Origin of the sequence: Streptomyces sp. SP18BB07 (assembly GCF_036322545.1) — a bacterium.
Classification (GTDB): domain Bacteria; phylum Actinomycetota; class Actinomycetes; order Streptomycetales; family Streptomycetaceae; genus Streptomyces; species Streptomyces deccanensis.
This window is the reverse complement of record NZ_JAQYWT010000359.1, coordinates 25,853-50,221: the sequence shown is the minus strand read 5'-3', so window position 1 is coordinate 50,221 and position 24,369 is coordinate 25,853. Positions and strand designations below refer to the sequence as shown.

The 24,369-nt window shown below is 72.2% G+C and carries 23 protein-coding genes and 1 pseudogene; 12 read left to right on the top strand and 12 right to left on the bottom strand.

Translation table 11 applies throughout. The annotated features are described in order from the left end of the window. Window positions 1-37 precede the first annotated feature (37 nt). Together PUR53_RS38020 and PUR53_RS38015 are read right to left on the bottom strand one after the other, a co-directional pair. Window positions 38-916: an alpha/beta fold hydrolase gene (locus tag PUR53_RS38020; RefSeq protein ID WP_329911369.1), complete on the bottom strand. Its 879-nt coding sequence runs from the start codon at window positions 914-916 to the stop codon at window positions 38-40. Between the two features lie 27 nt (window positions 917-943). Beyond that, window positions 944-1,645, bottom strand: coding sequence for an SDR family oxidoreductase (locus tag PUR53_RS38015; protein ID WP_329911368.1), 702 nt, complete (start codon window positions 1,643-1,645; stop codon window positions 944-946). A gap of 181 nt (window positions 1,646-1,826) precedes the next feature. Between PUR53_RS38015 and PUR53_RS38010 the strand changes: the two genes are divergently transcribed. From PUR53_RS38010 to PUR53_RS37995, 4 genes are all read left to right on the top strand, one after another. Then, window positions 1,827-3,326, top strand: a complete 1,500-nt coding sequence (locus tag PUR53_RS38010; protein WP_329902076.1) for an MFS transporter — start codon at window positions 1,827-1,829, stop codon at window positions 3,324-3,326. Window positions 3,327-3,386: 60 nt separating this feature from the next. After that, window positions 3,387-3,956 (top strand): TetR/AcrR family transcriptional regulator, encoded by a 570-nt coding sequence (locus PUR53_RS38005; RefSeq protein WP_329911366.1) that lies wholly within the window; start codon window positions 3,387-3,389, stop codon window positions 3,954-3,956. Between the two features lie 81 nt (window positions 3,957-4,037). Next, window positions 4,038-4,763, top strand: a complete 726-nt coding sequence (locus PUR53_RS38000; RefSeq protein ID WP_329911365.1) for a hypothetical protein — start codon at window positions 4,038-4,040, stop codon at window positions 4,761-4,763. A gap of 9 nt (window positions 4,764-4,772) precedes the next feature. Further along, window positions 4,773-5,342: a TetR/AcrR family transcriptional regulator gene (locus PUR53_RS37995; protein ID WP_329911364.1), complete on the top strand. Its 570-nt coding sequence runs from the start codon at window positions 4,773-4,775 to the stop codon at window positions 5,340-5,342. A 127-nt stretch (window positions 5,343-5,469) separates the two neighbouring features. Here PUR53_RS37995 and PUR53_RS37990 read toward each other — a convergent pair whose 3' ends face one another. Both PUR53_RS37990 and PUR53_RS37985 read right to left on the bottom strand, forming a co-directional pair. After that, window positions 5,470-6,207: a transglycosylase SLT domain-containing protein gene (locus PUR53_RS37990; RefSeq protein WP_329911363.1), complete on the bottom strand. Its 738-nt coding sequence runs from the start codon at window positions 6,205-6,207 to the stop codon at window positions 5,470-5,472. A gap of 146 nt (window positions 6,208-6,353) precedes the next feature. Beyond that, window positions 6,354-7,268 (bottom strand): alpha/beta fold hydrolase, encoded by a 915-nt coding sequence (locus PUR53_RS37985; protein WP_329911361.1) that lies wholly within the window; start codon window positions 7,266-7,268, stop codon window positions 6,354-6,356. Window positions 7,269-7,369: 101 nt separating this feature from the next. On the opposite strand from PUR53_RS37985, the gene PUR53_RS37980 reads away from it, so the two are divergent. From PUR53_RS37980 to PUR53_RS37970, 3 genes and pseudogenes are all read left to right on the top strand, one after another. Beyond that, a complete protein-coding gene (locus PUR53_RS37980) occupies window positions 7,370-7,936 on the top strand; it encodes a TetR/AcrR family transcriptional regulator (protein WP_329902070.1) in 567 nt (188 codons plus the stop codon). A gap of 62 nt (window positions 7,937-7,998) precedes the next feature. Next, window positions 7,999-9,025 (top strand): annotated as a pseudogene (locus tag PUR53_RS37975) (alkene reductase). A gap of 140 nt (window positions 9,026-9,165) precedes the next feature. Continuing rightward, a complete protein-coding gene (locus PUR53_RS37970) occupies window positions 9,166-9,693 on the top strand; it encodes a MarR family winged helix-turn-helix transcriptional regulator (RefSeq protein ID WP_329902069.1) in 528 nt (175 codons plus the stop codon). A 34-nt stretch (window positions 9,694-9,727) separates the two neighbouring features. Here the strand turns inward: PUR53_RS37970 and PUR53_RS37965 are convergent, their stop codons facing one another. From PUR53_RS37965 to PUR53_RS37940, 6 genes are all read right to left on the bottom strand, one after another. Next, window positions 9,728-10,807, bottom strand: a complete 1,080-nt coding sequence (locus PUR53_RS37965) for a TAXI family TRAP transporter solute-binding subunit (protein WP_329902068.1) — start codon at window positions 10,805-10,807, stop codon at window positions 9,728-9,730. After that, entirely contained in the window at window positions 10,804-12,195 is a 1,392-nt protein-coding gene (locus tag PUR53_RS37960; protein WP_329911360.1) for a sensor histidine kinase, read from the bottom strand. Before PUR53_RS37960 ends, PUR53_RS37965 begins: the two co-directional genes overlap by 4 nt. A gap of 18 nt (window positions 12,196-12,213) precedes the next feature. Beyond that, window positions 12,214-12,873, bottom strand: a complete 660-nt coding sequence (locus PUR53_RS37955) for a response regulator transcription factor (RefSeq protein WP_329902066.1) — start codon at window positions 12,871-12,873, stop codon at window positions 12,214-12,216. Between the two features lie 35 nt (window positions 12,874-12,908). Continuing rightward, the gene (locus tag PUR53_RS37950) at window positions 12,909-14,267 is read right to left on the bottom strand and encodes an MFS transporter (RefSeq protein ID WP_329911358.1); all 1,359 of its coding nucleotides are present in this window, start codon (window positions 14,265-14,267) and stop codon (window positions 12,909-12,911) included. Between the two features lie 195 nt (window positions 14,268-14,462). Further along, a complete protein-coding gene (locus PUR53_RS37945; RefSeq protein WP_329911356.1) occupies window positions 14,463-17,261 on the bottom strand; it encodes a hypothetical protein in 2,799 nt (932 codons plus the stop codon). Between the two features lie 349 nt (window positions 17,262-17,610). Continuing rightward, window positions 17,611-18,336, bottom strand: a complete 726-nt coding sequence (locus PUR53_RS37940; RefSeq protein ID WP_329911354.1) for a dienelactone hydrolase family protein — start codon at window positions 18,334-18,336, stop codon at window positions 17,611-17,613. 295 nt (window positions 18,337-18,631) lie between these two features. Here PUR53_RS37940 and PUR53_RS37935 point away from each other — a divergent pair, with 295 nt between their 5' ends. After that, window positions 18,632-20,167: a fused MFS/spermidine synthase gene (locus PUR53_RS37935; RefSeq protein WP_329911352.1), complete on the top strand. Its 1,536-nt coding sequence runs from the start codon at window positions 18,632-18,634 to the stop codon at window positions 20,165-20,167. Window positions 20,168-20,400: 233 nt separating this feature from the next. On the opposite strand, the gene PUR53_RS37930 is transcribed toward PUR53_RS37935, so the two are convergent. Beyond that, entirely contained in the window at window positions 20,401-20,940 is a 540-nt protein-coding gene (locus PUR53_RS37930) for a DUF4232 domain-containing protein (RefSeq protein WP_329902061.1), read from the bottom strand. A gap of 76 nt (window positions 20,941-21,016) precedes the next feature. Between PUR53_RS37930 and PUR53_RS37925 the strand changes: the two genes are divergently transcribed. Together PUR53_RS37925 and PUR53_RS37920 are read left to right on the top strand one after the other, a co-directional pair. Then, window positions 21,017-21,478: a beta/gamma crystallin domain-containing protein gene (locus PUR53_RS37925; protein WP_329911351.1), complete on the top strand. Its 462-nt coding sequence runs from the start codon at window positions 21,017-21,019 to the stop codon at window positions 21,476-21,478. Window positions 21,479-21,623: 145 nt separating this feature from the next. Further along, the gene (locus PUR53_RS37920) at window positions 21,624-22,517 is read left to right on the top strand and encodes a phosphorothioated DNA-binding restriction endonuclease (protein ID WP_329902059.1); all 894 of its coding nucleotides are present in this window, start codon (window positions 21,624-21,626) and stop codon (window positions 22,515-22,517) included. Window positions 22,518-22,611: 94 nt separating this feature from the next. Here PUR53_RS37920 and PUR53_RS37915 read toward each other — a convergent pair whose 3' ends face one another. Further along, window positions 22,612-23,139, bottom strand: coding sequence for an ATP-binding protein (locus PUR53_RS37915; RefSeq protein ID WP_329911350.1), 528 nt, complete (start codon window positions 23,137-23,139; stop codon window positions 22,612-22,614). 176 nt (window positions 23,140-23,315) lie between these two features. Here PUR53_RS37915 and PUR53_RS37910 point away from each other — a divergent pair, with 176 nt between their 5' ends. Together PUR53_RS37910 and PUR53_RS37905 are read left to right on the top strand one after the other, a co-directional pair. Then, the gene (locus PUR53_RS37910) at window positions 23,316-24,233 is read left to right on the top strand and encodes a helix-turn-helix domain-containing protein (protein ID WP_329911413.1); all 918 of its coding nucleotides are present in this window, start codon (window positions 23,316-23,318) and stop codon (window positions 24,231-24,233) included. Next, entirely contained in the window at window positions 24,187-24,330 is a 144-nt protein-coding gene (locus PUR53_RS37905) for a DUF397 domain-containing protein (RefSeq protein WP_319103933.1), read from the top strand. The genes PUR53_RS37910 and PUR53_RS37905 overlap by 47 nt, the downstream gene beginning before the upstream one ends. Window positions 24,331-24,369 lie beyond the last annotated feature (39 nt).

Genomic DNA, 24,369 nt, shown 5'->3' with positions numbered 1-24,369 from the left:
GGTCCCATCCCGACGTGCCGGCAGAGGACCGCGGTCGTCAGGCCGTCGCGTTCAGCAGGTCGGCCAGCAGCTCGGGCCGCTCCAGGGCGATGAAGTGGCCGGCCTTCGGTACCTGTGTGAAGTCGGCGGCGGGCAGGAGTCGCTTGTTGGCCTCCCGGTCGGAGGGGCGGGACCAGTCCTTCTCGCCGTAGAGGAGGTGGACGGGGGCCTTGACCTCGGGGTAGCGCGCGCGGGCCGCGATCAGACTGGGCAGGGCTTGGTACACGCCCCGGGCGACGGTCGGGTAGCCGGGGCGCCCGCCCACCTGGAGGAGCTCGTCCACGTAGTCCCCCCGCAGCGCGCTCTTGTCGCCCAGGCCGCCCTGAAGGATCTTGGTGAGCGCCGGCTTGGGCTCCACCCCGGCGATCACCGGGCCCACCCCGGGGGCGAGGACACCGCTGATCACCACACGGGCGAGGAGGCCGGAGCGGGCGATTCCGCCGCGGAAGTCGTAGGTGTTGACCGCGACGACGCGCCGGACCCGTTCCGGGAGGTCGGCCGCGGTGGTCAGGGCGAGCACCGCCCCCATGGACTCGCCGACCAACGTCACATCGTGCAGGTCGAGTTCGGTCAGGAGGCGTTCGACGCCCGCGCGCATGGCCGGCTCGTCGTACGACGCTCCGGGCACGATCTCGGAGTAGCCCATCCCCGGTAGATCGAGGGCGTACACGGTGTACCGGTCCGCGATCAGCGGGATGAGGTGGCGGAAGTGCTCGGCCTGGGTGCGCACGGTGTGCAGCAGGACCAGCGGAGCGCCGGTGCCCGCCTTGAGGTAGCGCAGGGTTCCCTCGCGGCCGTCGGATCCCCGGCGCGGGGCGATGGTGTGGCTGGTGGTCCCCGGGACGAGGATCGAGGGACGTGGCTCGTGGGCGGGCATGTCGGCGACTCCTCGCGTGGGTGGGGGTTACTGCGCCAGTTGGGGGTACAGCGCTGCCAGGTCGCCGGCCAGACCCGCCTTGACCTGCCGTGAGATGTCGTCGGCGAGCACCTCGTGCGCGCCCGTCTCGATGCCGTCGAGGGCGAGCGCGGCGACGTCACGGGGGTCGGACTTGGGCGCGTCGACGCCGGCCGCGAGGTCCGTGTCGACGTATCCGACATGCAGTCCGGTGACGTCGATACCGCGGGGCCGCAGGTCCAGGCGCAGGGAGTTGGTCTGCGACCACAGGGCGGCCTTGGAAGCGCTGTAGGAGCCGCCGAGGGCCAGCCAGGACAGCACCGAGTGCACGTTGAGGAGGTGACCGCCGCCGTTGCGCTCGATGACCGGTACGAAGGCCCGGGTGAGCAGGAGCGGGCCGTAGAAGTTGGTCTCGAACTCCCGGCGTACGTCGTCCACCGGGGAGTCGAGGAAGGACGCGCCGACCGAGGCACCGGCGTTGTTGATCAGCACGGTGACATCCTGCGCCTGCGCGGCGGCCGCCGCCACGGAGGCCGGGTCGGTGACCTCCAGCGCCACCGGGACGGCGTCGGGGTGCGTCACGGAGCGCGGGTCGCGCGCCGTGGCGTAGACCTTGCCGGCACCACGCGCGTACAGCTCCTCCACCAGCGCCTTGCCGATGCCCCGGCTGCCGCCGGTGACGAAGACGTGCGCGCCCTTCAATGCGGTCATGACTCTCCTCAAGAACGAGAAACCGATCGGTTTCAATCAATGTAAACCGATCAGTTTCTGAGCGCAAGCCCGACAGACCCCGCGCTTGCGCCATGGAAACCGATCTGTTTACCTACATGGAAACAGATCGGTTTTCGGCCATGCGTGGTCGGCCGACGATGATCAGCGATCAAGGGGAACAGTGAGTACCACCTACGACCGTGGGGCACCCGCCTCCGGAAAGACAGACTCGGGCCGCCGCGGCTCCCATGCCGTGCGCTGGTGGGTGCTGGTCGTGCTGGGCACGGCGCAGCTCATGGTCACGCTCGACGCGACCGTCGTGAACATCGCGCTGCCCGCGGCGCAACACGACCTCGGCTTCAGCGACGGCAGCCGGCAGTGGGTCATCACGGGGTACGCCCTGGCCTTCGGCAGCCTGCTGCTGCTCGGCGGCCGGCTCGGCGACCTGTTCGGCCGGCGCACCACCTTCGTGACCGGACTGATCGGCTTCGCGGGCGCGTCCGTCCTCGGCGGCGCGGCCGACAGCTTCGGCATCCTCGTCACGGCACGAGTGGCCCAGGGGCTCTTCGCCGCGCTGCTCGCGCCCGCGGCGCTCTCCCTGCTCAGCGTGACCTTCACCGACCCGGCCGAACGGCCGAAGGCGTTCGGCATCTTCAGCGCGTTGGCCGGTGCGGGCGGCGCGGTCGGGCTGCTGCTCGGCGGCGTGCTCACCGAGTGGGCGTCATGGCGCTGGGTGATGTACGTGAACGTCGTCTTCGCGGTCGTCGCGCTGGTCGGCGCGGTGCTGCTGCTGGCCAAGCCCGCGGTCACCGAGCGGCCCAAGCTCGACATTCCCGGCACCGTCGTGGTGAGCGCGGCGCTGTTCGCCGTCGTCTACGGGTTCGCGCACGTCGAGTCCACGAGTTGGACCGATCCCGTCGCCCTCGGCTCCATGATCGTCGGCGCGGTGCTGCTCGCGGTGTTCGTATGGCTGGAGTCCAGGGCCGCGCATCCGCTGCTGCCGCTGCGACTCGTACTGGACCGGACCCGCGGCGGTTCGTTCCTGGCGGTGTTCGTCATCGGCATGGGGATGTTCTCGATCTTCCTGTTCCTGACCTACTACCTGCAGGCCAGCATCGGCTACTCGCCGATCAAGACCGGCCTGGCGTTCCTGCCGATGGTCGGGGGCATCGTCGCCGCGTCGACCACGGCGCCCTCGCTGCTGCTGCCCAGGGTCGGTCCGAAGATCGTGATCAGCGCGAGCTTCCTGGTCGCCGCGGCCGGTATGGCCCTGCTGACCCGCCTCGAACTGGACAGCTCCTACGCCGCCGACATCATGCCCGGCATGATCCTGCTGGGCCTCGGCCTCGGCGGAGTGATGACCACCGCGTTCCAGGGCGCGACCGCGGGCATCCATCACGAGGATTCGGGCGTCGCCTCGGCGCTGATCAACACCGGCCAGCAGGTGGGCGGCTCGATCAGCACGGCGCTCCTGACCACCGTCGCCTCGTCGGCCACGACCGACTACCTGTCCGCGCACGAGCCGGGCGCCCTGACCGTGGCCCAGGCCGGGGTCGAGGGCTACACGGCCACCCTCGCGTGGGGCGCCGGGTTCTTCGTGGTCGGCGCCGTCCTCTCGGCGCTCCTGATACCGAACGCGGCCCTGGCGCAGTCGGAGGGCGAGCCCGTGATCGCCCACTGACACACCGACGCGGTAAACCGATCGGTTTCCAATCGCCCGGAATCGAGTTAACCTCGCCCTATGAGCACCAAGGCGAAGTCAAACCCCCGAGAGCGGCTGCTGGAGGCGACGGCCACGCTCACCTACCAGGACGGCGTCAACATCGGCATCGACGCACTGTGCAAGGCGGCGGGGGTGTCGAAGCGCTCCATGTACCAGCTGTTCGAGAGCAAGGACGACCTCCTGACAGCGAGCCTGGAGGAACGCGCCTCCGCCTATGTGGCGGCACTCCTTCCCGCCGGGGACGACGCCCGTCCACCGCGCGAGCGGGTCCTGCACGTCTTCGCACAGGCGGAAGCGGAGGCGCGTGCGCCCGACTTCCGAGGCTGCCGGTACCTCGTCGCGCAGATCGAGCTGAAGGACCCGGGCCACCCCGCGAGCGGGGTGGCGCGCCGGGTCAAGGAGAAGGTGACCGCCTTCTTCCGCGCCGAGGCCGAGCGGGGCGGGGCGGGCGACCCGGACCTGCTGGCACGGCAGCTGATCCTGGTCTTCGACGGCGCCAGCGCCCGTGCGGGCATCAGGGCCGACACGCCGGCAGGGCTCCTCGCCCCCACCGTGACCGTCCTGCTCGACGCGGCGGGCGTGCGCTGACGCACCGCGGGACGGGCGCGGCGACGAGGGGGCGCGGCTCCTCGGCGGCGTCCCGGGAACCCGAATCCCCAGGGAGTACGGGTGGCTGCCGCGCGCGATGCCGAGGGGCAACGGACGACCCCGCCTCCCAGGCTCCCGGCGAAGCTGGCCGCCCACCCCTCGGTGCGGGCTGTACTCGCCCGGCGCGAGGCCGGTGACACGGCGGGCCCGCCGCCGGTGATCGACGCGGAATGGCTGCGCGAGCTGTGTCTGGCGGCCGGCGCCGACGACGCCGCCGCGGTCGGCCTGGACCACCCGGACCTGGCCGGCGAGCGCGAGTACGCGCGGTCCGCGCTGCCCGGCACCCGCACCCTGATCGCGATGGCCGTCCGGATGAACCGGGCGCTTCAGGACGCCGGTTACCGCGCCCTCAATCCCTCCGTCGGTTTCCCGCCAGTGACCGTCGTGGTGGACGCGGAGGTGAGCGCGTACGGGCAGGCGCTGGGCCACAACCCCTGTATCGACTGCACGTTGTGCGTCGCGGCCTGCCCGGTCGGCGCCATCGCCGAGGACGTCCTCGGCCCGTACCTGGATGACCGCAAGTCGTTCATGGACACCGTGCTGCGACCGCTCCAGGACAAGACGGAGACCCTGTACGTCCTGCCGGGCTCCCACGCGGGCGAGTACGCCCGGCGCCGCTTCCCGCACAAGCCCGTGAAGGAGGTCACCGGCGGCTGGCATCCCCGGCGCAACGCTCCCCCTCCACCGCCCGGGAGACCGGTGCGTCCTGAAAACCGGTCGGTCTGCGTCTCGTCCGCTTCCGGTTAACCTCGCGGTATGACCACCGAAGTGAAGCTGAGCCCCAGGGAGCGGTTGCTGGAGGCGGCGGCCACGCTCACCTACCGGGACGGCGTCAACATCGGCATCGACGCGCTGTGCAAGGCGGCGGGGGTGTCGAAGCGCTCCATGTACCAGCTGTTCGAGAGCAAGGACGACCTCCTGGCAACAGCCCTGAGGGAGCGCGCCGCCGCCTACGTGGCGACTCTCCTGCCGGCGGCGGACGACGGCCGGTCGCCCCGCGAGCGGATCCTGCACGTCTTCTCGCAGGTGGAGGCAGAGGCCGGCGGTCCCAAGTTCCACGGCTGCCGGTACCTGGCCGTGCAGATCGAGCTGAAGGACCAGAGCCATCCCGCGAGCCGGGTCGCTCATCAGATCAAGGCGAACCTGACCGCCTTCTTCCGCGCCGAGGCCGAGCAGGGCGGGGCGGGCGACCCCGATCTGCTGGCCCGGCAGCTCAGCCTGATCTTCGACGGCGCCAGCGCCCGGGCGGGCATCCAGGCCGACACCCTCACCGGGCTCGTCGCACCCACGGTGACCACCCTGCTCGACGCGGCGGGCGTGCGCTGACGCGCCACCCGACCTGAGCGATTCCTCGGTTTCCGGACACGAGCACCTTTCAGGCGCGCGGTTCCCCACCGGGGAGCGGTGGGGAACCGCGCGGGGCCGGTGGCCTCGACGGCGTGGCCGCGTCGGCTCAGTAGGAGCCGTTGGCCTGCCAGAACGCCCATGCGTCACAGGGGCTGCCGTAGCGTTCGTTCATGTAGTTCAGGCCCCACTTGATCTGCGTGGCCGGATTGGTCCGCCAGTCCGCCCCGGCGGACGACATCTTGGAGCCGGGATAGGCCTGGACGAGGCCGTACGCCCCGGACGAGGGATTGACCGCCTTGTAGTTCCAGTCGGACTCGTGGTCCACGATGTTGCTGAAGCACGTGAACTGGCCGCCGGGCACGATCTGCCGAGCGATGGCCTGGACGTCGGCGACGCTGTACGAGGACTGCTGCGTGACACCGGAGGGCTCCGTCGACGAGCCTCCGGCCTGCTGCTCCTGCTCCTGCTCCTGCTGGCGGTCCTTGGCGTCCCGCAGAGCTTTCTGTTCGGCCTCCTTCCGCTCGGCCTCCTGCCGCTTGGCCTCCTTCTGCTTGGCGATCGCGTCCTTGGCGGCCTGCACTCGGGCCGCCTCCGCCGCGGTCTGCCTCGCGCTGTTGTCCGCGGCGACGGACTGCGCGTCGGCCTGTCGGTTCAGGGAGGCCGTCTGGATCCGGGCCTCGCTGCCCAGGGGTATGTCCGCGAGGAGGGTCGAGCCGCTCGCCGTTGTCCCGGCGTCGGCCACCGCCTCGCCGGTGCCGCTCTGGCCGACTCCCGCGACGGCACCGACCGTGGTGACCGCGGTGGCCGAGGCCACCGCGAATCCCCGGACTAAGTTCCCGCTCACACGTTGTCCTTCCAGCTTCGTCGGATCAAGAAGTGGGACTTCGCTGGAGTAAGACGGTCGATCGGCCGCACCGGTGGCACGGATCGCGAGCGGGCCGGCGGCGTGGCGCACCGGACGGGCCGCCGGGGCGGGGGCCGCGGCGCCGTTCAGTTACCGGCGGCGGGGCGGCGCAGGAAGTCCAGCACCGCCTCGGTGAGGTCCTTCGGCGCCTCCTCGGGCAGGAAGTGGCCGGCTCCGGGGATGACCAGTCCGGTGACGTCCGTGGCCACCATGCGCAGGGTCTCCTCCGGCATGGTGCCGGTGCTGTACTGGCCGCCTATCGCCAGGACCGGGATGGACAGCGGGCCCTCGTCGCGCCGGCGCACGGTGTGCTCGGCGGAGGTGTCGAGGGTCCGGTAGTACTCGAAGCTGGCGCGCAGGGCGGCCGGGTCGCGCAGCTGGTCGACGTAGACGTCGATGGCCTGTTGCGGGATGGCGCCGGGGGTGGCGGTCTTCGAGGTGAACGTGTGGCCGAAGTAGATCTCCTCCCGGCCCGCGACCATGCGCTCGTTGATGTCGGACAGCCGGTTGAAGGCGAAGTGCCACAGGAACTCGTTGGTGGCCGGGTCCGACAGCAGCGGCGGCGACGGCGAGAGGCCGGGGAGGATCGACTCGGCACCGACCAGGCCGGTGACGCGGTCACGGTGGCCGGCGGCCAGGACGTAGCCGACCAGCATGCCGAGGTCGTAGCCGACCACGGCGAAGCGGTCGTGGCCCAGCGCGGTCATCAGGGCGGCCATGTCGTCGGCGAGCGTGCCGGCGTCGTAGCCGGTGGCGGGCTTGTCGCTGGCGCCCATGCCGCGCAGGTCGGGGGCGACGACGGTGAAGTGCTCGGCCAGGGCGGGCATGACCAGCCGCCAGCTGTACCAGAACTGGGGCCAGCCGGGCAGGAGCAGCAGCGGCGGCCCGTCGCCGCCGACCACGGCGTGCAGGGTCAGCTCGCCGGTCTCGACGGTGCGGCTGGTGAACGTGTCGGTGAACCCGGCGGGCAGCTCGGGCACGTCGGTGACGGTGAACGGCACGGTGATCCCTCCTCGTGGCGCGGGGCGGCCACACTAAAACGGATGAGCTATCCATTTCACCGTAACACAAGCGGATGAGCTATCCGTTTATGCTGTGACGCATGACCAGTGCACCGATGCGCAAGGACGCTGCCCGCAACCGGCAGCGCATCGTCGACGTGGCCCGGCGACTCGTCGACGACGGCACCCCGCTGCAGCTCAACGACGTCGCCCGCCTGACCGGGGTGGGAGTGGCCACCGTCTACCGGCACTTCCCGACGCCGGAGGCCCTGATGGAGACCGTGGCGGCCCCGGGCCTGGAAGCGCTGGTCGGCCACGCGGAACGGGCACTGACCGAGGACGACCCCTGGGCGGCCCTGGCAGGCTTCCTCGACGTCACGCTGGAGGCGCAGCTGACCGACCCGTCGCTCACCATCGTGCGCGCGGCACCGGCACGCGTCCTGCCCCGCACCGAGGAGCTGACGGCCACGCTGGACTCGCTCGCCGGCCGCCTGCTCGACCGCACGCGCGCGGCGGGCGCCGTACGCACCGCGGTCACCTGGGACGACCTGCTGCCGCTCATGTGCGGGATCGCCTTCGCCGCCGGCATCCACGCCGACGACCGACAGGCACGCCTGGAGTCCGGCCGCCGCTACCTGGGGGTGATGCTGCGGGGGCTGCGGGGCTGAACCGCTCCCGGGAGGGACATGTCCACGAACTGGGTGGCAAGCGTCTGGCCAACCGTCTGGTGATGGCCCCGATGACCCGAAGCCGTGCCTACGGGCCCGGCCATAGCCCCGTACCGGCGATGGCCGACTACTACGCGCAGCGCGCCTCCGCCGGGCTGATCGTCACCGAGGGCGTCCAGCCCTCCCGGGTCGGCCAGGGTTACCCCGACACCCCGGGCATCCACACCGCCGAGCAGGTCGCCGCCTGGCGCCAGGTGACCGACGCCGTGCACGCCCGGGGTGGTGTGATCTACCTGCAGATCATGCACACCGGACGGGTCGGCCACCCCGCGCTGATGGGCCTGCGGCCCGTCGGCCCCTCCGCCGTCGCGGCAGCCGGACAGGTGTACACCCACCAGGGCCCCCAGGACTTCGTCACCCCGAGGGAACTGACCGACGCCGAGGTCCGCGCCACCATCGCCGACTACGCCACCGCCGCCCGCAACGCCGTCGAGGCCGGCTTCGACGGCGTCGAACTGCACGGTGCCAACGGGTACCTCATCCACCAGTTCCTCGCCCCCTAACAGCAACCAGCGCAGCGACGCGTGGGGCGGCAGCCCGCAGAAGCGCATCCGCTTCGCCGTCGAGACCGCCGAGGCCGTCGCCGACGCCATCGGCGCCGACAAGGTCGGCTTCCGCCTCTCCCCCGGCAACCCCTACAACGACATCGACGAGTCCGACACCGCCGACCTGGAGGCCACCTACACCGCCCTGGTCGAGGCCCTGGCCCCGTTGAACCTCGCCTACCTGCACCAGTTGGAGGCCCCCGGCATGCATGACCTGATGCTCCGGCTGCGCAAGGCATGGCCGACGACCTTCATCCTGAACCCCTTCACCGGCCAGGAGCCCACCGGACCGGCCGCGTTGGAACTCGTCGAGAACGGCACCGCCGACCTGCTCGCCTACGGCGCCCTGTTCCTCGCCAACCCGGACCTGCCCGCCCGCCTGGCCCGGGGCGGCCCGTTCAACACACCCGACCCCGCGACCTTCTACGGCGGCGACGAGAAGGGCTTCACCGACTACCCCACGCTGGAGGAGGCCCGCGGCTGACGGTTCGGCGGCGGACCCGAGCCCGCCGGGCCGCCCCCACCCGGGCGGCGCATACCCTGCCCTCGGAGGGCGGGCCGACGGCCCGCACGCGACAGCCGACCCCGGCGCCGGCTGCCGCACTTCGAGGAGAAGGAAGCACCATGGAATCCGAGGCGATGCCGCCCCAGGCCGCCGCGAGCGGGGACCTCCCCGTGACCGGGGAACTCCCCGAGGCCGCACGCCGCGGACCCATCAGCCATGCGATCTTCCGGGTGGCCCGCCTGCACCGCATGCTCGCCGGTCAGCTGCTGCGCGAGGTCGGTCTGCACCCAGCCCAGGAGCTGGTCATGATGCAGCTGTGGGACCGCGGCCGGATGCGCCAGACCGACCTGGCCCGGCACGTCAACGCCGACGCCGCCACCATGACCCGCACGATCCAGCGCCTGGAGAAGGCCGGCTTCGTACGCCGTGTGCGCTCCGCCAGCGACAGGCGCTCCGTCCTGGTCGAACCCACCGCCGCCAGCCAGGCCCTGCGCCGACAGGTCGAGGACCTCTGGTCCCGTCTGGAGGACTACTCCACCGGCGACCTCACCGACACCGAACGCGACGCGACCCTCGCCGTCCTCGAACGCCTCGAAACCAACCTCGCCCTCCACACCGGCGACGCCGAACCGCCCTCCCCCGGGTGAGCACCAGGACGCGGTGACGCTCCGCGCGACGTGCTCAGCCGTGCAGTTCGCGGTAGGCGGCGACCGCCCCGGGGTGCAGGGGGACCACGCCGGTGGAGATCAGGCTGCGGACGTCGAGGAACTGGGTGCCGAGGGCTGTCGTGGGGACCAGGCGGGTCGCTCGGCGGACCAGTACCCGGGTGAGGGCGGCGGCGACGGGCACCGGCAGGTCGGGACGGCACAGGAGCAGATTGGCCACCCCGATGGTGGCCACCTCGGGCGTTCCCCGGTACGCCCCGGCCGGCACCGTCACCGCCTCCAGACCCGAGCCGGTCCGTCCCGGGCCGGTGCGCAGCCGGGGCAGCAGATCGGCCAGCGGCAGGAGGCGGATACCGGGCCGGGACTCCAGGCCGGAGAGCACGGGCAGCGGTACGCCGCCCGCGACCAGCAGGGCGTCGACGGCGCCGTCCCGCATCGCGCGCGCCGCCCGCGGCATCAGCAGGTGGCGGACCTGTACGTCGGTGCCCGGGGTCAGCCCCGCGGCGCGCAGCAGACGGTCGCCGAGCACCGCGCCGCCGGATCCGGGCGCGCCCAGGGAGACGGTGCGCCCCGCCAGGTCGGCGACGCCGCGGACGGTCGCGTCGGCGCGCACGGCCAGCTGTACGTAGTTCTCGTAGACCCTGCCGATGGCGCGGAGCGGGACACCGCGGGCGAACGGCGCGGAGCCGCCGTACGCGGCCCACGCGATGTCCGCCAGGGCCAGCGCCACCTCGGCCCGGCGCGCCTGGAGCAGCCGTACGTTGGCCACGCTGCCCTCGCTGTTGACCACCTCGCAGGACAGCCGGGGGTAGACGGTCGTGACCTGGTCGGCGAGGAGTCGGCCGAACGCCGTGTAGAACCCGTCGGGCTCGCCGGTCGCGATCCTCAGCTCGCCCTCCGGGCCACGGTCCGCGTGCCGTACGTCGGCCGTCGCGGCGCCCGCCAGCAGCCCGGTGCACGCCGCCGCGCCCAGTGCCGCGCGCAGGGCGGTGCGGCGGGCGGGGCGAGGGGCGGGGCTGTTTCCGTTGTACGCGCCTTCGCCGGTCGTGGCGTACGCGTCTGCGCCGGTCGTGCCGTACGCCCCCTCGCCGTTCATGCCCCTCCCCCCTTCGGCAGTACGACCCTCACCCGCAGTCCGTGCGGCTCGACCGCCGTGCACTCGACGCGGCCGCCGCGGCCGGTCACCAGTTGCTCGGCGATCGCCAGGCCGAGGCCGCTGCCGCGTACGTCGCGGTGGCGCTCCGAGCGCCAGAAGCGGGTGCCCGCCTGGGCGAGTTCGCCGGTGGCGAGGCCCGGCCCGTCGTCCCGTACCTCGAACACGGCGTCGGGGCCCTCGGTGAAACAGCGCGTCCCGACGTGGGCGCCGCTCCCGGCGTACTTGATCGCGTTGTCGAGGAGGATGTCGGCCACCTGGGCCAGTTCGTCCTCCGCGCAGCTCATGAGGACGGACGGGCCGGCGGTGAACTCCAGTTGGACTCCGGCCTGTTCGGCGACCGGCCGCCACAGCTGGGCCTGGGCCGCGGCGACCGCCGTCGCGTCGCAGCAGGCCTCCCGCGCGTCCATGACGGACAGTTCGCCGGCGCGGTGTTCGGCGTTCGCGAGGGCGAGCAGGTCGTCGAGGAGGTGCTCCATGCGCGCGAGTTCGGCCGTGACGCCGGTGTAGGTGCGGGTGGCGGAGGCGGGCAGCCGGGACTGGAGCGAGTCGATGCGCAGACGCAGTGCGGCGAGCGGATTGCGCAGCTGGTGCGAGGTGTCGGCCACCAGGCGGCGCTGCTGTTCCAGCGCGGTGGTCACCGCGTCGGCCATGCGGTTGAAGCCGGTGGCCAGCTGGCGCAGTTCGGGTGGGCCGCCGGCGCGGGCGTGCTCGGCGGGCAGCCCCGCCGCCAGCGCGCCGACCGCCCGGTCCAGGCGGTGCAGGGGACGCACGACCCACCGCGTGGCGAAGCGGGCGAGCAGCACACAGGTCACGGCGAACAGGCCCGCGCCCGCCAGGACCAGCGCCCAGCGCAGGGCGATGTCGTCCGCGGCGGCCCGTACCGACACACGCAGGACCACGGCCCCGGAGACCCGGGTGCCGGTGCCCACCGGGCGGGCGAGCAGATGGTCGCCGCGCGACCAGGGGCGCAGCGTGCCCCCCGGCGAGACGCGCTGGTTGCGCAGCGCCGCGTCGACCAGGCGGGCGACGGCGGGGTCGGCGGCGCGCATGCCGCCCGTCTGCGCCACCGGGGCGCGGCGGGCGTCGACGACCACGACCGCCTCGCCGTACAGCTCGGTGTAGCGGGTCACCTCGGCGGTCAGCGCGCCGGTGTCGCCGCTCTCGGCGGCCTGCCCGGCCAGTCCGGCGAAGCGGTCGAGGTCGGCGGTGCGGGCGGCGACGAGCTGCTGGGTGCGCTGGGACGCGGTGACACCCAGCAGGGGGACGGCGAATCCGGCCACCGCGAGCACCGCGAAGGCCAGGACGACGGTCAGTACCCGGGTACGCACGGCAGGGCCCCGGCCCGCTCAGCCGCCGAACCGGTAACCGAAGCCCCGGATGGTGGTCAGCACGTCGGGACGGCCGAGTTTGGCCCGGACCTGGGTGAGGTGGACGTCGAGCGAGCGGGACACGGCGAGGTAGGCGTCGCCCCACACCTCGTCCATCAGCTGCTGGCGGCTGACGGCCGTACCGGCCCGGGCCGCCAGCGCGGCCAGCACCGCGAACTCCTTGGTGGTCAGCCGCACCTCGGCACCGCCGACCGTCACCCGGCGCGCGTCGAGGTCGACCTCGACGTCGTCGACGCGGACCGTGCGCGGTGCCGGGGCGGCGGACGGCCCGGCGCGGCGGGTGACCGCGTCGATGCGGGCCAGCAGTTCGGCCAGCCGTACCGGCTTGACCAGGTAGTCGTCCGCGCCCAGCCGCAGACCGCGCACCACGGACCGCTCGTCGCCCCGGGCGGTGAGGACCACCACCGGCAGGCCGCTCACCGCGCGCAGCTTGCGCAGCACCTCCAGGCCGTCGACGTCGGGCAGGCCGAGGTCGAGGAGGAGCAGGTCGGCCTGGCGGTGGCGGGCGAGGACGTCCTCGCCGCGCCGTACCCGGGTGGGCAGGTGACCGTGCTCGTACAGGGCCTCGGCCAGCGCACCGGCCACGCCGTCGTCGTCCTCGGCCAGCAGTACGTGCACGGTCGCCTCCTTCCGTCCCGCAGGACCTGCCTGCCCTACGGGCGGGCGACTTCCTCGTCCAGCGGCGAGCCGTCCGACGTCTCGCGCATCCGAATGTAGACGAGCAGCGAGATCAGGACGCAGGCGGTGACGTAGTAGAAGTACCAGGTCTCGTGCCCGGCGTTCTTGAACCAGAGGGCGACGTATTCGGCGGTCCCGCCGAACAGGGCCACGGTGAGCGCGTAGGGCAGACCGACGCCGAGGGCCCGGATCGAGGTGGGGAACAGCTCGGCCTTCACGATGGCGCTGATCGAGGTGTAGAGGGAGCTGACGGCGAGCGGTACGACCATGAGCAGGAACGCGTACACCGGGTCGCTGGTGCGGGAGAGCAGGGTGAGCGAGGGCACCACCACCACGGCGCCCAGCACCCCGAACGTGATCAGCATCGGACGGCGCCCCACCCGGTCGGAGAGCAGACCCATGACCGGCTGGAGCACGACGAAGACGAGCAGCGCGAAGAAGTTGATCCAGGCCGCCGTCGGCTTGGCGATGCCGCTGGTGTTGACCATGAACTTCTGCAGGTACGTGGTGTACGTGTAGAAGAACAGCGTGCCGCCCATGGTCAGCCCGACGACGGTCAGGCACTGCCGCGGGTAGGACAGCAGCAGCCGCAGGCTGCCCCGGGCCGGCTCGCCGTCCTGGCGCTTGCCGCCCTCGCCCCCGGCCTCGGCCGCGGCGCGCTCGAAGCTCTCGGACTCGTCCATGCCGCGCCGGAGCCACAGGACGACGACCGCTCCCGCGGCGCCGACGACGAACGCGATCCGCCAGCCCCAGGCCTCCATCTGCGCGGTGCTGAGCACCTGTTGCAGGACGATCTGCAGGCCGAGCGCCGTCAGCTGGCCGGCGATGAGGGTGACGTACTGGAAGCTGGAGTAGTAGCCGCGGCGGCCCGGCGAGGCCACCTCGGACATATAGGTGGCCGAGGTGGAGTACTCACCGCCGACCGAGAGTCCCTGCAGCAGCCGCGCGGCCACCAGGAGGATCGGCGCGGCGACCCCGATCGAGCCGTACGACGGGGTCAGCGCCACGATCAGCGAACCGGCCGCCATGAGCGTCACCGACAGCGTCAGCGCCGCACGGCGGCCACGGCGGTCGGCGTAGCGGCCCAGGATCCAGCCGCCGATCGGCCGCATCAGGAACCCGACGGCGAACACGGCGGCGGTGTTCAGCAGTTGGGCGGTCTGGTCGCCGGAAGGGAAGAAGACGGAGGCGAAGTAGACGCTGAAGGCGGTGTACGCGTACCAGTCGTACCACTCGATCAGGTTGCCGATCGATCCGCGCATGATGTTGCTGACGACCCTGCGTTCGTCGCGGCGCGGCTCGCGCGCCCGCTCGGTCGTGGTCTGTGTGGCCATCGGAACTCCCTTGTCAGCGGCCCGGGAGCACACAGAGTCGACGGCGGAGCGGCCCCGCTCAACAGCGGGAACGAAGTCCTAACAGTCCCTTAGGGCTGAGGTGACGGCGCCCGCGTCCGTGGTGGCGCCGTCGGCCCTCCCAGGGAGCGGGAGAGCCGACGGCACCTCATGGAGGTGTGCGGTGTGAGGGACTGGCTAGGCGGCGTCGCGGACCGTGCCCGTGAACTGCGGGCCCTCGATCGCCGCTCCGTCGGGGGCGTACGTCCACAGGCGCAGGCGCAGCGACTCCGTGTCCTCGCTCAGCCCGTCGGTGACGGTCGGTACGGACACGTCGATGCTCAGGCTGCCCGCCGGCACCTCGGACATGATCAGCGCGACGTCCGACAGCGCGGACAGGGGTCGCTCCGGATCCGGCGAGGCATTGAAGGTCTCCTCCAGCCACGCCGCGGAGACGTCCGTGGTGGACAGTTCGATGCCGGCGGAGACGGGCAGCAGCTCCAGATCCGTCCAGGTGACGACGTCGGCCGGCGCGGAGAGGCTGATCCGCCAGACCAACGGCCGGCCCTCCGTGACCTGGTCGGCGACCGGGGTCACGGTCACCTCCGGCTGAGGGTCGTCGTTGCGCGCGGTGACGCCGCCCAGGTAGGAGCCGACGACCGCGCCGCGTACGGACTTGACGGCCACCAGGCGGAGATCGTCGGAGCCGTAGCGGGTGTTGCCCTCGACCGACACCGGCACGTCGACACGGGTGCCCGCCCGGACCCGCACCGTGCGCGCGACCGGCCGGTCGGCGCCCGGCTCGTCCACGAACAGCCGGACCTCGCCGGTGCCCGACCCGGAGACCTGGACCGGCACCTGGTAGGTGCGGGTGCCGGAGTCGCCCTCCTCGACGCTCAGGTGCCCGACGTCCACGCGCGCGAGCCGCGCGGGCTCGACGACGGGGGTGCCGGGACGCCAGCCGTGGGCGTCCATCAGCCAGGCCGTCCCGGACGCGGTACGCGGGGTCAGGCGCAGCGTCTCGATATGGCCGAGGTCGATGCGTTCCCGGGTCTCGGCGGACAGCGGCACGCGGACCTCGCGCGCCCAGTAGGAGGAGGTACGGGAGGTGCCCGGCACGCCGTCGACGGTCACCCGGCCGAGGTCCGCCCGCTTGCCGGAGATGTCGGTCAGGGCGACGTCCAGCTCGGTGCCGGTGGTGTTCGGCGGGACGATCACGCGCAGGCTCAGCTGCCGCGCGCCGGACAGGGAGACCGGGCGGGCGGGGCTGAGCGTGGTGGCGGTGCCGGCGCGGCTCCAGTCCATGGCCAGCGCGTACCGGTCCGGCTCCTTGCCGGGCGTCACCCCGCGCCACTGGGCGAAGTGCGGGGAAGCGGTCCTGAGATCGGGGTCGAGGCAGGAGGCGCCGGGGTCCGGGTCCACCTGGGCGCACAGCCGGCCGCCGCCGACCGTGGCGGAGGGCACGGGCAGGAACGCCCCCGAGCGGGCGGCGCCGACGGCGTGGGTGAGGACGCGGGCGGGACCGGCGGACGCGGCGCGCACGGGCGAGCCGTCGAGCAGCGGGCGGGCCGCGTCGTCACCGGCGACGAACAGCCTGGCCGCGGCGGCTATGTACGTCGAGCCGGCCTTCTGCTGCTGCTCGGCGGTGAGCCGGGTCGCGGTGCCCGGCGAGCACAGCGGGTCGTGCTCGTCGCCGCCGTACCGGAAGTCGTCGTTGGCCGGTGCCGTGGCCTGGCCGGGGGTCCACTCGCTGTTGAAGTAGTTGTGGTTGGCGCCGGTCATGTAGACCGCGCTGTGCAGGGCCTTGCCGCGGCTGACGCCTCGGGTGCCGTCGACGTAGAGCTCGCCCTGGAGGTCGATGACGTCTCCGTCGCAGCCCGGCAGGATCGTCACGGACGGCACGTCGGGGGCCGGGTTCTGGCCGAAGATCGTGGGACCTATGAGGACGGTTCCGCGTATCGTCCAGCGGGTCTCGCCGTGGTAGCCGTCCCGGTCGGCGGGCGGCGGGGTGAGGCTGTCCAGCGCGGCCCGGTCGGCGCCCTCGCCGCCCCGGGAGTGGCCCACCAGCATGACCCGGCCGAGGTCGGCGCGGGGCGCCCGGCGTACGACGTCGGGCGCGGTGGACGGGTCGGCGGCCCAGTCCGCCCAGTGGGCCAGGTGCAGCCGTATCAGCGAGGAGCGGGCCTGGGCGCCGGCGTCGTCGGCCTGCCAGTCCTGGGCGTTGACCGAATTGGCCGAGATCGAGACCGTCACATAGCCCTGGGAGGCGAGGAGTCGCTGGTCGTGCTGGTAGCCCCGGTAGCTCGGGACCGGTTCGTGGCCGGCCGGGCAGGGCCATTCGAGGGTCACGTCGTCGCCCTGGAAGCAGGTGACGTGGCGCCCGTGGAGGAACAGCGCCAGCGGGCGGCTGCCCGAGGCGTCCTCCGGCGCGACCACCACGGCCTTCATCTCGACGTCGGTGTCGTAGCCGGGCAGGTGGACCGACGGCAGGGAGTACTCGCCGCTGGTCGTACGGAACGGGCCGGGCACACCGGGGTCGACCTTGTGCACGGCCGCCGTGCGGGGCAGGGGCGACGGGTCGTCCGACGCGGCGTCGAGTGCGCGGCGCTCACGGGCCGCGGCCTTCGCTCCGGCCGCGTCCAGCCGACGCCCCGCGGCCTCGACCCGCAGGTCGTCGGTGCTGCCGAGGCGCACGCCGTCGAGCGGCAGCCGGAAGGTACGCCCGTCCGCGGCGGGTCTGGGGGTCCCCAACAGGCGTTCCCCACTGCGGAACTCGACCTGGGCGTCGCCCACCGGCACCTTCTCGGGCGAGCGCCACACCAGCTCCGCCGACTCCCCGGAGCCGGTGGTCCGCCAGCCCTTGGGAAGTCCTGCGGACGCGGGAGCCGACGGCCGCCCGGGGTCCGGTTCCGGCGCCGCGAGCGCCGCCCCCGGCGACGCCAGCGCCAGCGCGAGGACCGCCGCGACGGCGGTCGTCACGCGCGAGACACGGATCACTTCTTGTTCCTCCTCATCGCCCTGTCACGTCTTCGCACAGTATTCGCACAGGTACCGGCCCTGGTGCACAACAAGACACGTGCAGCCAGGGGGAGTTGGGGGGCGGGGACGCCAACCGGCGTGCGCTCTGCGGGCGTTCGGAACGGCGACTGGGCGCGCGCTGACGTGGGCGGTGCATTCGAGCGCGGTGTGCGGTGCCGGGGGCCGCGCGCGGCGCTTTCACCACGTGCGGCCCCGCTTCAGACTCTCGCCGGCTTCGTCGTCGGTGCCACCTGCGCGCGAAGCCGACGGAAACTCCCTGACAGCGGGTCCTGACGTCAGGACCCGCCGTGCTGACGTACGGTCGGTCTCACCTCAGGTGGCGGTCCAAGAAGCGGCAGCTGTCTTCCAGTTCGAACCACGGCGTGCCGGTGTGGCCGCCCAGGTTGGCGTGCAGGGTCTTCTCCTTGCTGCCGAAGGCGTCGAAGAGGTCCAGGGCCCGTTGCCGGGGGTTGCCCTCGTCGTCCCACTGCAGCAGGAACAGCAGCGGAACGGTGACCTGCCGGGCCTCCTCGCGCTGGGCGCGGGGCACGTATCCCCCGGCGTGGAAGCCCGCGGCCACGATGCGCGGGTCGACCGCCGCCAGCCGGATGCCGAGGGCCGCCCAACCGCCGGAGTACCCGACGGGGCCGCCGATGCCGGGCAGTTGGAGGAGGGTGTCCAGGGTGGTGCGCCAGTCCGGGACCGCGTTCTCGACCATCGGGCCGACGAGGGACTCGAGGAGCTCGTCGACCGGCTCACCGGCCCGCATCGCCCGCCGGAGGCCGGCGCGGGCCTGCTCGTCGGCGGCGGACCGGGGACGGTCACCGCATCCGGCGGCGTCGATGGTGGCCACCGCGTAGCCGCGTGCCGCGGTGTACCGGGCGCGGGCGACCAGCCGGGGGTCCGCCTTGGGCAGGCCGTTGTTGTGGGCCATCAGGATCAGCGGGAGCGGTGCGGCGGATTCGGGTGTCCACAGGGTGCCGGGGATCTCGCCGAGGGTGAATTCGCGTTCGAGGACGCCGTCGTCGAGGCGCTGCTCGGAAGTGAAGCGCATGGTCATGCCTTTCGGGAGTGCGCGTGAACGGCGCTCCCGGGCGACGACCTACCGCCCGACCGTGACCCCGGAGGGGAGCACCCATGTCGATACTGCGTGCACGGGTACCACCTCCTCGTTCTCTCGCACGGCCACCGGGAAGCTAGCAGCGGTCGTACGGCTGCCGCCAACGGTTTTGCGGCGGCGGACGCCGAACGGAGCGCCGGACGGACGCCGGACGGCCGCCGAACGGCCGCCGCCGGGCAGTCAGCCACGGATGCTGTTCGGTCGATCGGTGCGTGCGAGGATGGCGGCCGTGACCGGATCGTCGTCCTCACCCGGCGCCGAGGGCAGTCCTGGCGGCCCCGGACTGGGTTCCCGCACCGCCGCCGCGCTCGTGTTCGGGTCGTCGGCGGCGGTCCTGGTGGTCGAGATCGTCGCCCTGCGGCTGCTGGCTCCCTATCTCGGCCTCACCCTGGAGACCAGCACCATGGTGATCGGCATCGCCCTCACGGCGATAGCCGTCGGCTCGTGGCTGGGTGGGATCCTCGCCGACCAGGTCGATCCGCGCCGCCTGATCGGCCCCTCGCTCGGGGTGTCGGGAGCGGTCGTGGCGCTCACCCCCGCCGTGCTGCGCACCACCGCGGAGTGGGCACCGGCGCTGCTGCTGTTGATCGCGTCGCTGACCATCCTCGTACCGGGCGCGCTGCTCTCCGCGGTGACGCCGATGGTGACGAAGCTGCGTCTCACCCGCCTCGCCGAGACCGGGACGGTCGTCGGCCGGCTGTCCGGCGTCGGCACGGTCGGCGCCATCGTCGGCACCGTCCTCACCGGCTTCGTCCTCGTGTCGCGGCTGCCGGTGAGCGGCATCCTGATCGGCCTGGGCATCCTGTTGGTGGTCGGCTCGGCGCTGGTCGAGTGGCGTACGCGCCGGTGGGGCGGCACCCCCGCCCTGACCCTCGCGGTCCTCGCCGGCGGCCTCGGCACCGCGGTCGCGCCCGGTGCCTGCGACGCGGAGACCCGGTACCACTGCGCCCGGGTCGTCGCTGACCCCGACCGGGACGGCGGCCGCACGCTCGTACTGGACGGCGTGCGGCACTCCTACGTCGACCTCGACGATCCGACGTTCCTTGAGTTCACGTACGTGCGCGCCATCGCGTCGGCGGTCGACGCGGCCTTTCCCGAGGGGGAGCCGCTCGCCGCCCACCATCTGGGCGGTGGCGGACTCACCCTCCCCCGCTACCTCGCCGCCACGCGGCCCGGGACGCGCAGCCTCGTGTCCGAGATCGACAGCGGGGTCGTCCGCATCGACCGTGAGCGGCTCGGTCTGCGGGCGGAGGCCGGGATCGACGTACGCGTGGAGGACGGCCGACTGGGCCTGCGGGCGCTGCCCGCCGACAGCCGGGACCTCGTCGTCGGTGACGCCTTCGGGGGCGTCAGCGTGCCGTGGCACCTCACCACGGTGGAGGCGATGGCCGACGTACGACGGGTCCTCGACCCCGACGGCCTGTACGTCGCCAACCTCATCGACCACGGCGACCTGGCCTTCGCCCGCGCCGAGGTGGCCACCCTCTCCGAGACCTTCGAGCACGTCGCCCTCGTCGGCGACCCCGCCGACATCGGCCGCGACACGACGGCCGCTCCCGACGGCGGCAACCTGGTGGTACTCGCCTCCGACCGGCCGCTGGACCTGCGCGCGACCCAGCAAGCCCTGGACACCCGCCGAACCGGCTGGCGGATCACCACCGGCGCCCCCCTCACGACCTGGACCGCCGACGCCCGCCCCCTCACCGACGACTACGCCCCCGTCGACCAACTCCTCCAACCGTCCAGCACACGACGGGGCCGGTGACATGGGCTCAGCTCCAGTGGCATGCCCGATCCGATTCGACCGTCACGGGGACGCGTCTTCGGCAGATCGAGCAGCCCGTCCAGCCCTGGTCCTACGAGGTGTCACATCGCGGTTTCATGCTGCGGGCACAGCCGGGAGGCGCTGTCGGCGCAGGAGTACCGACGACGTGCCGGTCGTGAGCGCTGAGGGGGCGGCCTCGTAGTGCGAAGCCGCCCCCCTTCCTTCCGCGTCGGCTACAGGCCGATCGGGTTGAGGTAGGTGGCCGGGCGGGTGGCGGCGTCCTGCTTGAGGATCTGGCCGCCGAAGGGCCACGTCAGGGTGAAGTGGTCCGTCTCGTTCGGCGGGGTCACCAGGAACTTCGCGGGGACGAACTTCTCCGCCCGGGGCGTCGACGCGGCCACCGGGAGCAGGGTGATGCTGAAGTCCACCGTGTCCCCCTTCTCCAGGGTCAGCTTCTGCGGCTTCTGGGCGGAGCGCATCAGCGACCACGTGCCGTCGGTCGTCTGCGCGCCGACCATGTCGACCCCGGCGAACCCGGAGAGCGTGCAGGTGCGCTCGCTCTTGTTGGTGAACCAGATGTACGCCTGGGTCTGCTTCTCGGTCTGCTGCATCTCGGGCTTCGCGTCACCGCCCATGGCGAAGCCGGCCTTCAGGTCCGCGGTGTGACAGCGGGTCGGCTCGGCCTGCGCGGCGGCGGAGGCGGGAGCGGCGGCAGCGGCGGTGCCGGTGACGACGATCGCCGCGAGGGCCATGGCGGTCAGCTTGCTCTTCATGAGATCTCGGATTCCCCTCGAACACGAATCGGCGCACGCCTCGGTGCGCTTCTGCGCCCCTCTAGATGCGCGATACATGGATGAGGTTCTGCGGCGCGGGAAGTCTTTTGCGACCGTCGGCGCCAATGCCCTTTCCGCCCCCCGAGTTGCCCCAAAGGGCAGGCTGAAAGAACTCTGCCGCAGCCAAGCAACCCGGTTCACCGCCGACCCGTATCAACAGTCGACCGCTTCGCAATCCGTGACGGCCTCCCCGACCGCCGTCACCACGACGAACGCTTTCGCGATCAATGAAGTCGGCTGCGGTCGCGCCGACTCCGTGCAGGTCACCTACCATCAGCCCGGCCGCTCCGACACCAACGGGTGCTTCGCCAACGCCGGAACGGCGCCCCTTCCCGGCGACTCCTGGATCACCCCTATCTCGACCGGAAACAACCGCGTCCAGTGGTTCGGCGACGCGGCGTGGCAGCCCGCCAACGGGATCAACCAGTGGAACGTCATGACCTGGCCGAATCACCCCGGCGGGGTGAGCGCGTCCTGACTCAAGATCCTCGGAATCGGCGGTAATTGCCCCCGAGGGCAAAACCAAAGTGGCGTTTCGCCGGCAACTGGCGCAGTCGGGGCGGCGATCCAGTCCGGTCGCCGCCCCTTCACCCCGACCCGCGAGCCTCACTACGATCACCGCCATGGACTGGCTCGAGCGCATCGCGGGACTGCGGCAGTGGACCAGGAACGGAACGCGCGCTCCGCACAAGCCGTTGCTGCTCCTGCACGCCCTCGGCCGCTTCCAGCAGGACCCCGACGGCGAACTCCGTTACAGCGCCGTCGAGGAGGACCTCCAGCGCCTGCTGACCGAGTACGGCCCACCCCACAAGACATCACCGGCGTACCCGTTCCACCACCTGGTCAGCGACGGCGTGTGGGAGGTCCGGACGGATCGCGGCCCCGGCAGTCCCGGCAGCGGGATCCGGGACCTGCGCGAGTCGGGTGCCACCGGCCGGCTCGCCCCGGAACTCGGTGCCGCGCTGCGCGGCGAGCCGGAACTGCTGCACCGGATCACGCGGTTGCTGCTGGACCGGCACTTCCCGCCCTCCGTGCACGGCGAGTTGTGCGAAGCCGTCGGCCTGGAACCGGAGCCGGCAGAGGTCGTGCACCTCTCGGCCGCACGCAGGCAGCGCGACCGGCGCATGCGCGAACTGGTGCTGACGGCCTATGAGTACCGGTGCGCCTTCTGCGGCTACGACGGCAGGCTCGGCCCCGTCCCGGTCGGCCTGGAAGCCGCCCATGTGCGCTGGTGGGCGCTGGGCGGACCGGACGACGTCGACAACGGCCTGTGCCTGTGCTCGCTCCACCACAAGCTCTTCGACAAGGGCGTCCTCGGGGTCGACGTCGACCACCGCGTCCTCGTCTCCCAGCGCTTCGTCGGCCACAGCGCCGCCGCCCGCGAGCAGGTCCTCGCGCTGGCGGGCCGCCCGCTGGTCGGCCCGCAGCCGGGCGTGCGCCCCGTGGCGGCCGGCCACCTCGACTGGCACCTCAGCCAGGTCTTCCGCGGCGCACCACGCCCCGCCACGGCCGCCTGACGGCACGTCCGCCGACCTGAATCACCGCTGTCACACACCTTGTTGGCGTGCCCGCGCCTGCCTCGCACGGGCAGCGAGAGGCGGAGGCACGCGGCTACCACCTCAACACCGGCTGTGCCTCAAGGGGCACCTCCGCCCACACCGTCTTGCCCACCGGGCGACGAGGCTCCGATCCCCAGCGCGCGGCCAGGACGTCCACCAGCAGCAGCCCTCGCCCGGACTCGCCCTCGGGGTACGACGAGGGCGGGGCCGTGGGTGGCCGCTTCGCGGAGGCGGCGTCGGCGACCTCGATACGAACCAGCCCTGCCGCCAGGTCGAGGACGAGCCTGAGACCGAAGTCCCGTCCGGGGACTCGGCCGTGTTGTACGGCGTTCGCGGCGAGTTCGCCGACGACGAGAGCGACACTGCACGACACGTCGGACGCCGCCGGGTAGCCCCACTCCTCCATGTGCCTGACGGCGAGGTGCCGGGCAAGCCTCGCACCTCGCGGAGAGGAGACGAACCGCTCGGCGATCGCGGGGAGGCCACCGGGCTCGACCTCGTCGACGAGCGCGGTCTCTGCCGCGAGGTGCGTGGTGCTCCGCCGCGGTTCGTCTGCCGAGGTGGTGGTTGCTGTCAGCACGGCTGTTCCGTTCCTGTCTGTCGAGCTGAGACATCTCGCGGCGTACGCGAATCGTCACGTTCCGTGTCCAAGAGTCGTCCGATCGCCCTACGCTCGACAGGTGACGCAGCCTTACTTTTCAGTCCGTAAGGAACGGAAGTGACGCTTTGGCCAACGGAATTGATCCCAGCGCGTCGATGGCGGCGCTGTTCGGCGCGCGGGTGCGCAAGCTCCGCACGGCGGCCGGACTGACGCAGGCCGAACTCGGTGACCGGACGCACGTGGTGAGCACGCGGATCACCCAGATCGAGCGGGCGTCCGGAGCGAAGCCGACGCTGGAGCTGGCGCGGGCGCTGGACGCGGTCCTCGGCGCGGACGACTTGTTGGTGGACCTGTGGCCGTACGTGTATCGGGAGGCGTTCCCCGACTGGTCGCGCAAGTTCATGGAGTACTCGGCGCGGGCGGTGGTCATCCGGCAGTACGCGGCGCATGTGGTGCCGGGTCTGTTGCAGACGGAGGACTATGCGCGGGCTGTTCTCAGCTTGGACGCTCTGTTGGACGGCGAGGAACAGTTGGAGGAGCGAGTCACAGCCCGTATGGGGCGGCAGGAGAGGCTGAGTTCACCCGGCCGGCCGGAGCTGTGCGTGATCCTGGACGAGGCGGTACTGAGACGTCCGATCGGTGGCCACGCCGTGATGCGGAAGCAGTTGGCGCGACTGCTGGACGCTGCCACGGAACGTCACATCGCTGTGCAGGCACTGCCCTTCGACCAAGGCGGGCATGAGGCCATGGGCGGTTCGCTGACGATCCTGACCCTGTCGGACGGCTCAGAAGTGGCCTACACAGAGGGTTCGGACTATGGCCAATTGATCGAGGAACCAGCCAACGTCAGCCGTTACAAGGTGATTTACGATCGGCTGCGGGCGGCAGCCCTGCCCCCGGTCATGTCAATCGACATGATCCGGTCCACGATGGAGGGCAACTACCGTGGCTCGAATCTCCCGTCTCGATCTGAACGGCGCCGCTTGGCGCAGGAGCAGCTACAGCAATCAGGCGGGGGGCGACTGCGTGGAGGTGGCCGACGGGTTCCGAGAGGCCGTCGTCCCGGTCCGTGACAGCAAGGTCCCGTACGGTCCGGCATTGTGCTTCCACGCCGCCTCCTGGGCCGCGTTCATAGGCGAGTTGAAAGCCGGGCCGCACCACCGCCCCTGAGACAGCCGGGCCCCGGCCACCGTCTGCCTCCCGGGCTCA

Excerpts from the sequence above, each read along its gene's own strand:
- PUR53_RS37950 (WP_329911358.1), bottom strand. The coding sequence starts at position 14,267 with ATGGCCACACAGACCACGACCGAGCGGGCGCGCGAGCCGCGCCGCGAC.
- PUR53_RS37930 (WP_329902061.1), bottom strand. The coding sequence starts at position 20,940 with ATGAAGAGCAAGCTGACCGCCATGGCCCTCGCGGCGATCGTCGTCACC.
- PUR53_RS37980 (WP_329902070.1), top strand. The coding sequence starts at position 7,370 with ATGACCAGTGCACCGATGCGCAAGGACGCTGCCCGCAACCGGCAGCGC.
- PUR53_RS37920 (WP_329902059.1), top strand. The coding sequence starts at position 21,624 with ATGGACTGGCTCGAGCGCATCGCGGGACTGCGGCAGTGGACCAGGAAC.
- PUR53_RS38020 (WP_329911369.1), bottom strand. The coding sequence starts at position 916 with ATGCCCGCCCACGAGCCACGTCCCTCGATCCTCGTCCCGGGGACCACC.
- PUR53_RS37970 (WP_329902069.1), top strand. The coding sequence starts at position 9,166 with ATGGAATCCGAGGCGATGCCGCCCCAGGCCGCCGCGAGCGGGGACCTC.
- PUR53_RS38015 (WP_329911368.1), bottom strand. The coding sequence starts at position 1,645 with ATGACCGCATTGAAGGGCGCGCACGTCTTCGTCACCGGCGGCAGCCGG.
- PUR53_RS38005 (WP_329911366.1), top strand. The coding sequence starts at position 3,387 with ATGAGCACCAAGGCGAAGTCAAACCCCCGAGAGCGGCTGCTGGAGGCG.
- PUR53_RS37940 (WP_329911354.1), bottom strand. The coding sequence starts at position 18,336 with ATGCGCTTCACTTCCGAGCAGCGCCTCGACGACGGCGTCCTCGAACGC.
- PUR53_RS37910 (WP_329911413.1), top strand. The coding sequence starts at position 23,316 with ATGGCGGCGCTGTTCGGCGCGCGGGTGCGCAAGCTCCGCACGGCGGCC.
- PUR53_RS37995 (WP_329911364.1), top strand. The coding sequence starts at position 4,773 with ATGACCACCGAAGTGAAGCTGAGCCCCAGGGAGCGGTTGCTGGAGGCG.
- PUR53_RS37925 (WP_329911351.1), top strand. The coding sequence starts at position 21,017 with ATGGATGAGGTTCTGCGGCGCGGGAAGTCTTTTGCGACCGTCGGCGCC.
- PUR53_RS37965 (WP_329902068.1), bottom strand. The coding sequence starts at position 10,807 with ATGAACGGCGAGGGGGCGTACGGCACGACCGGCGCAGACGCGTACGCC.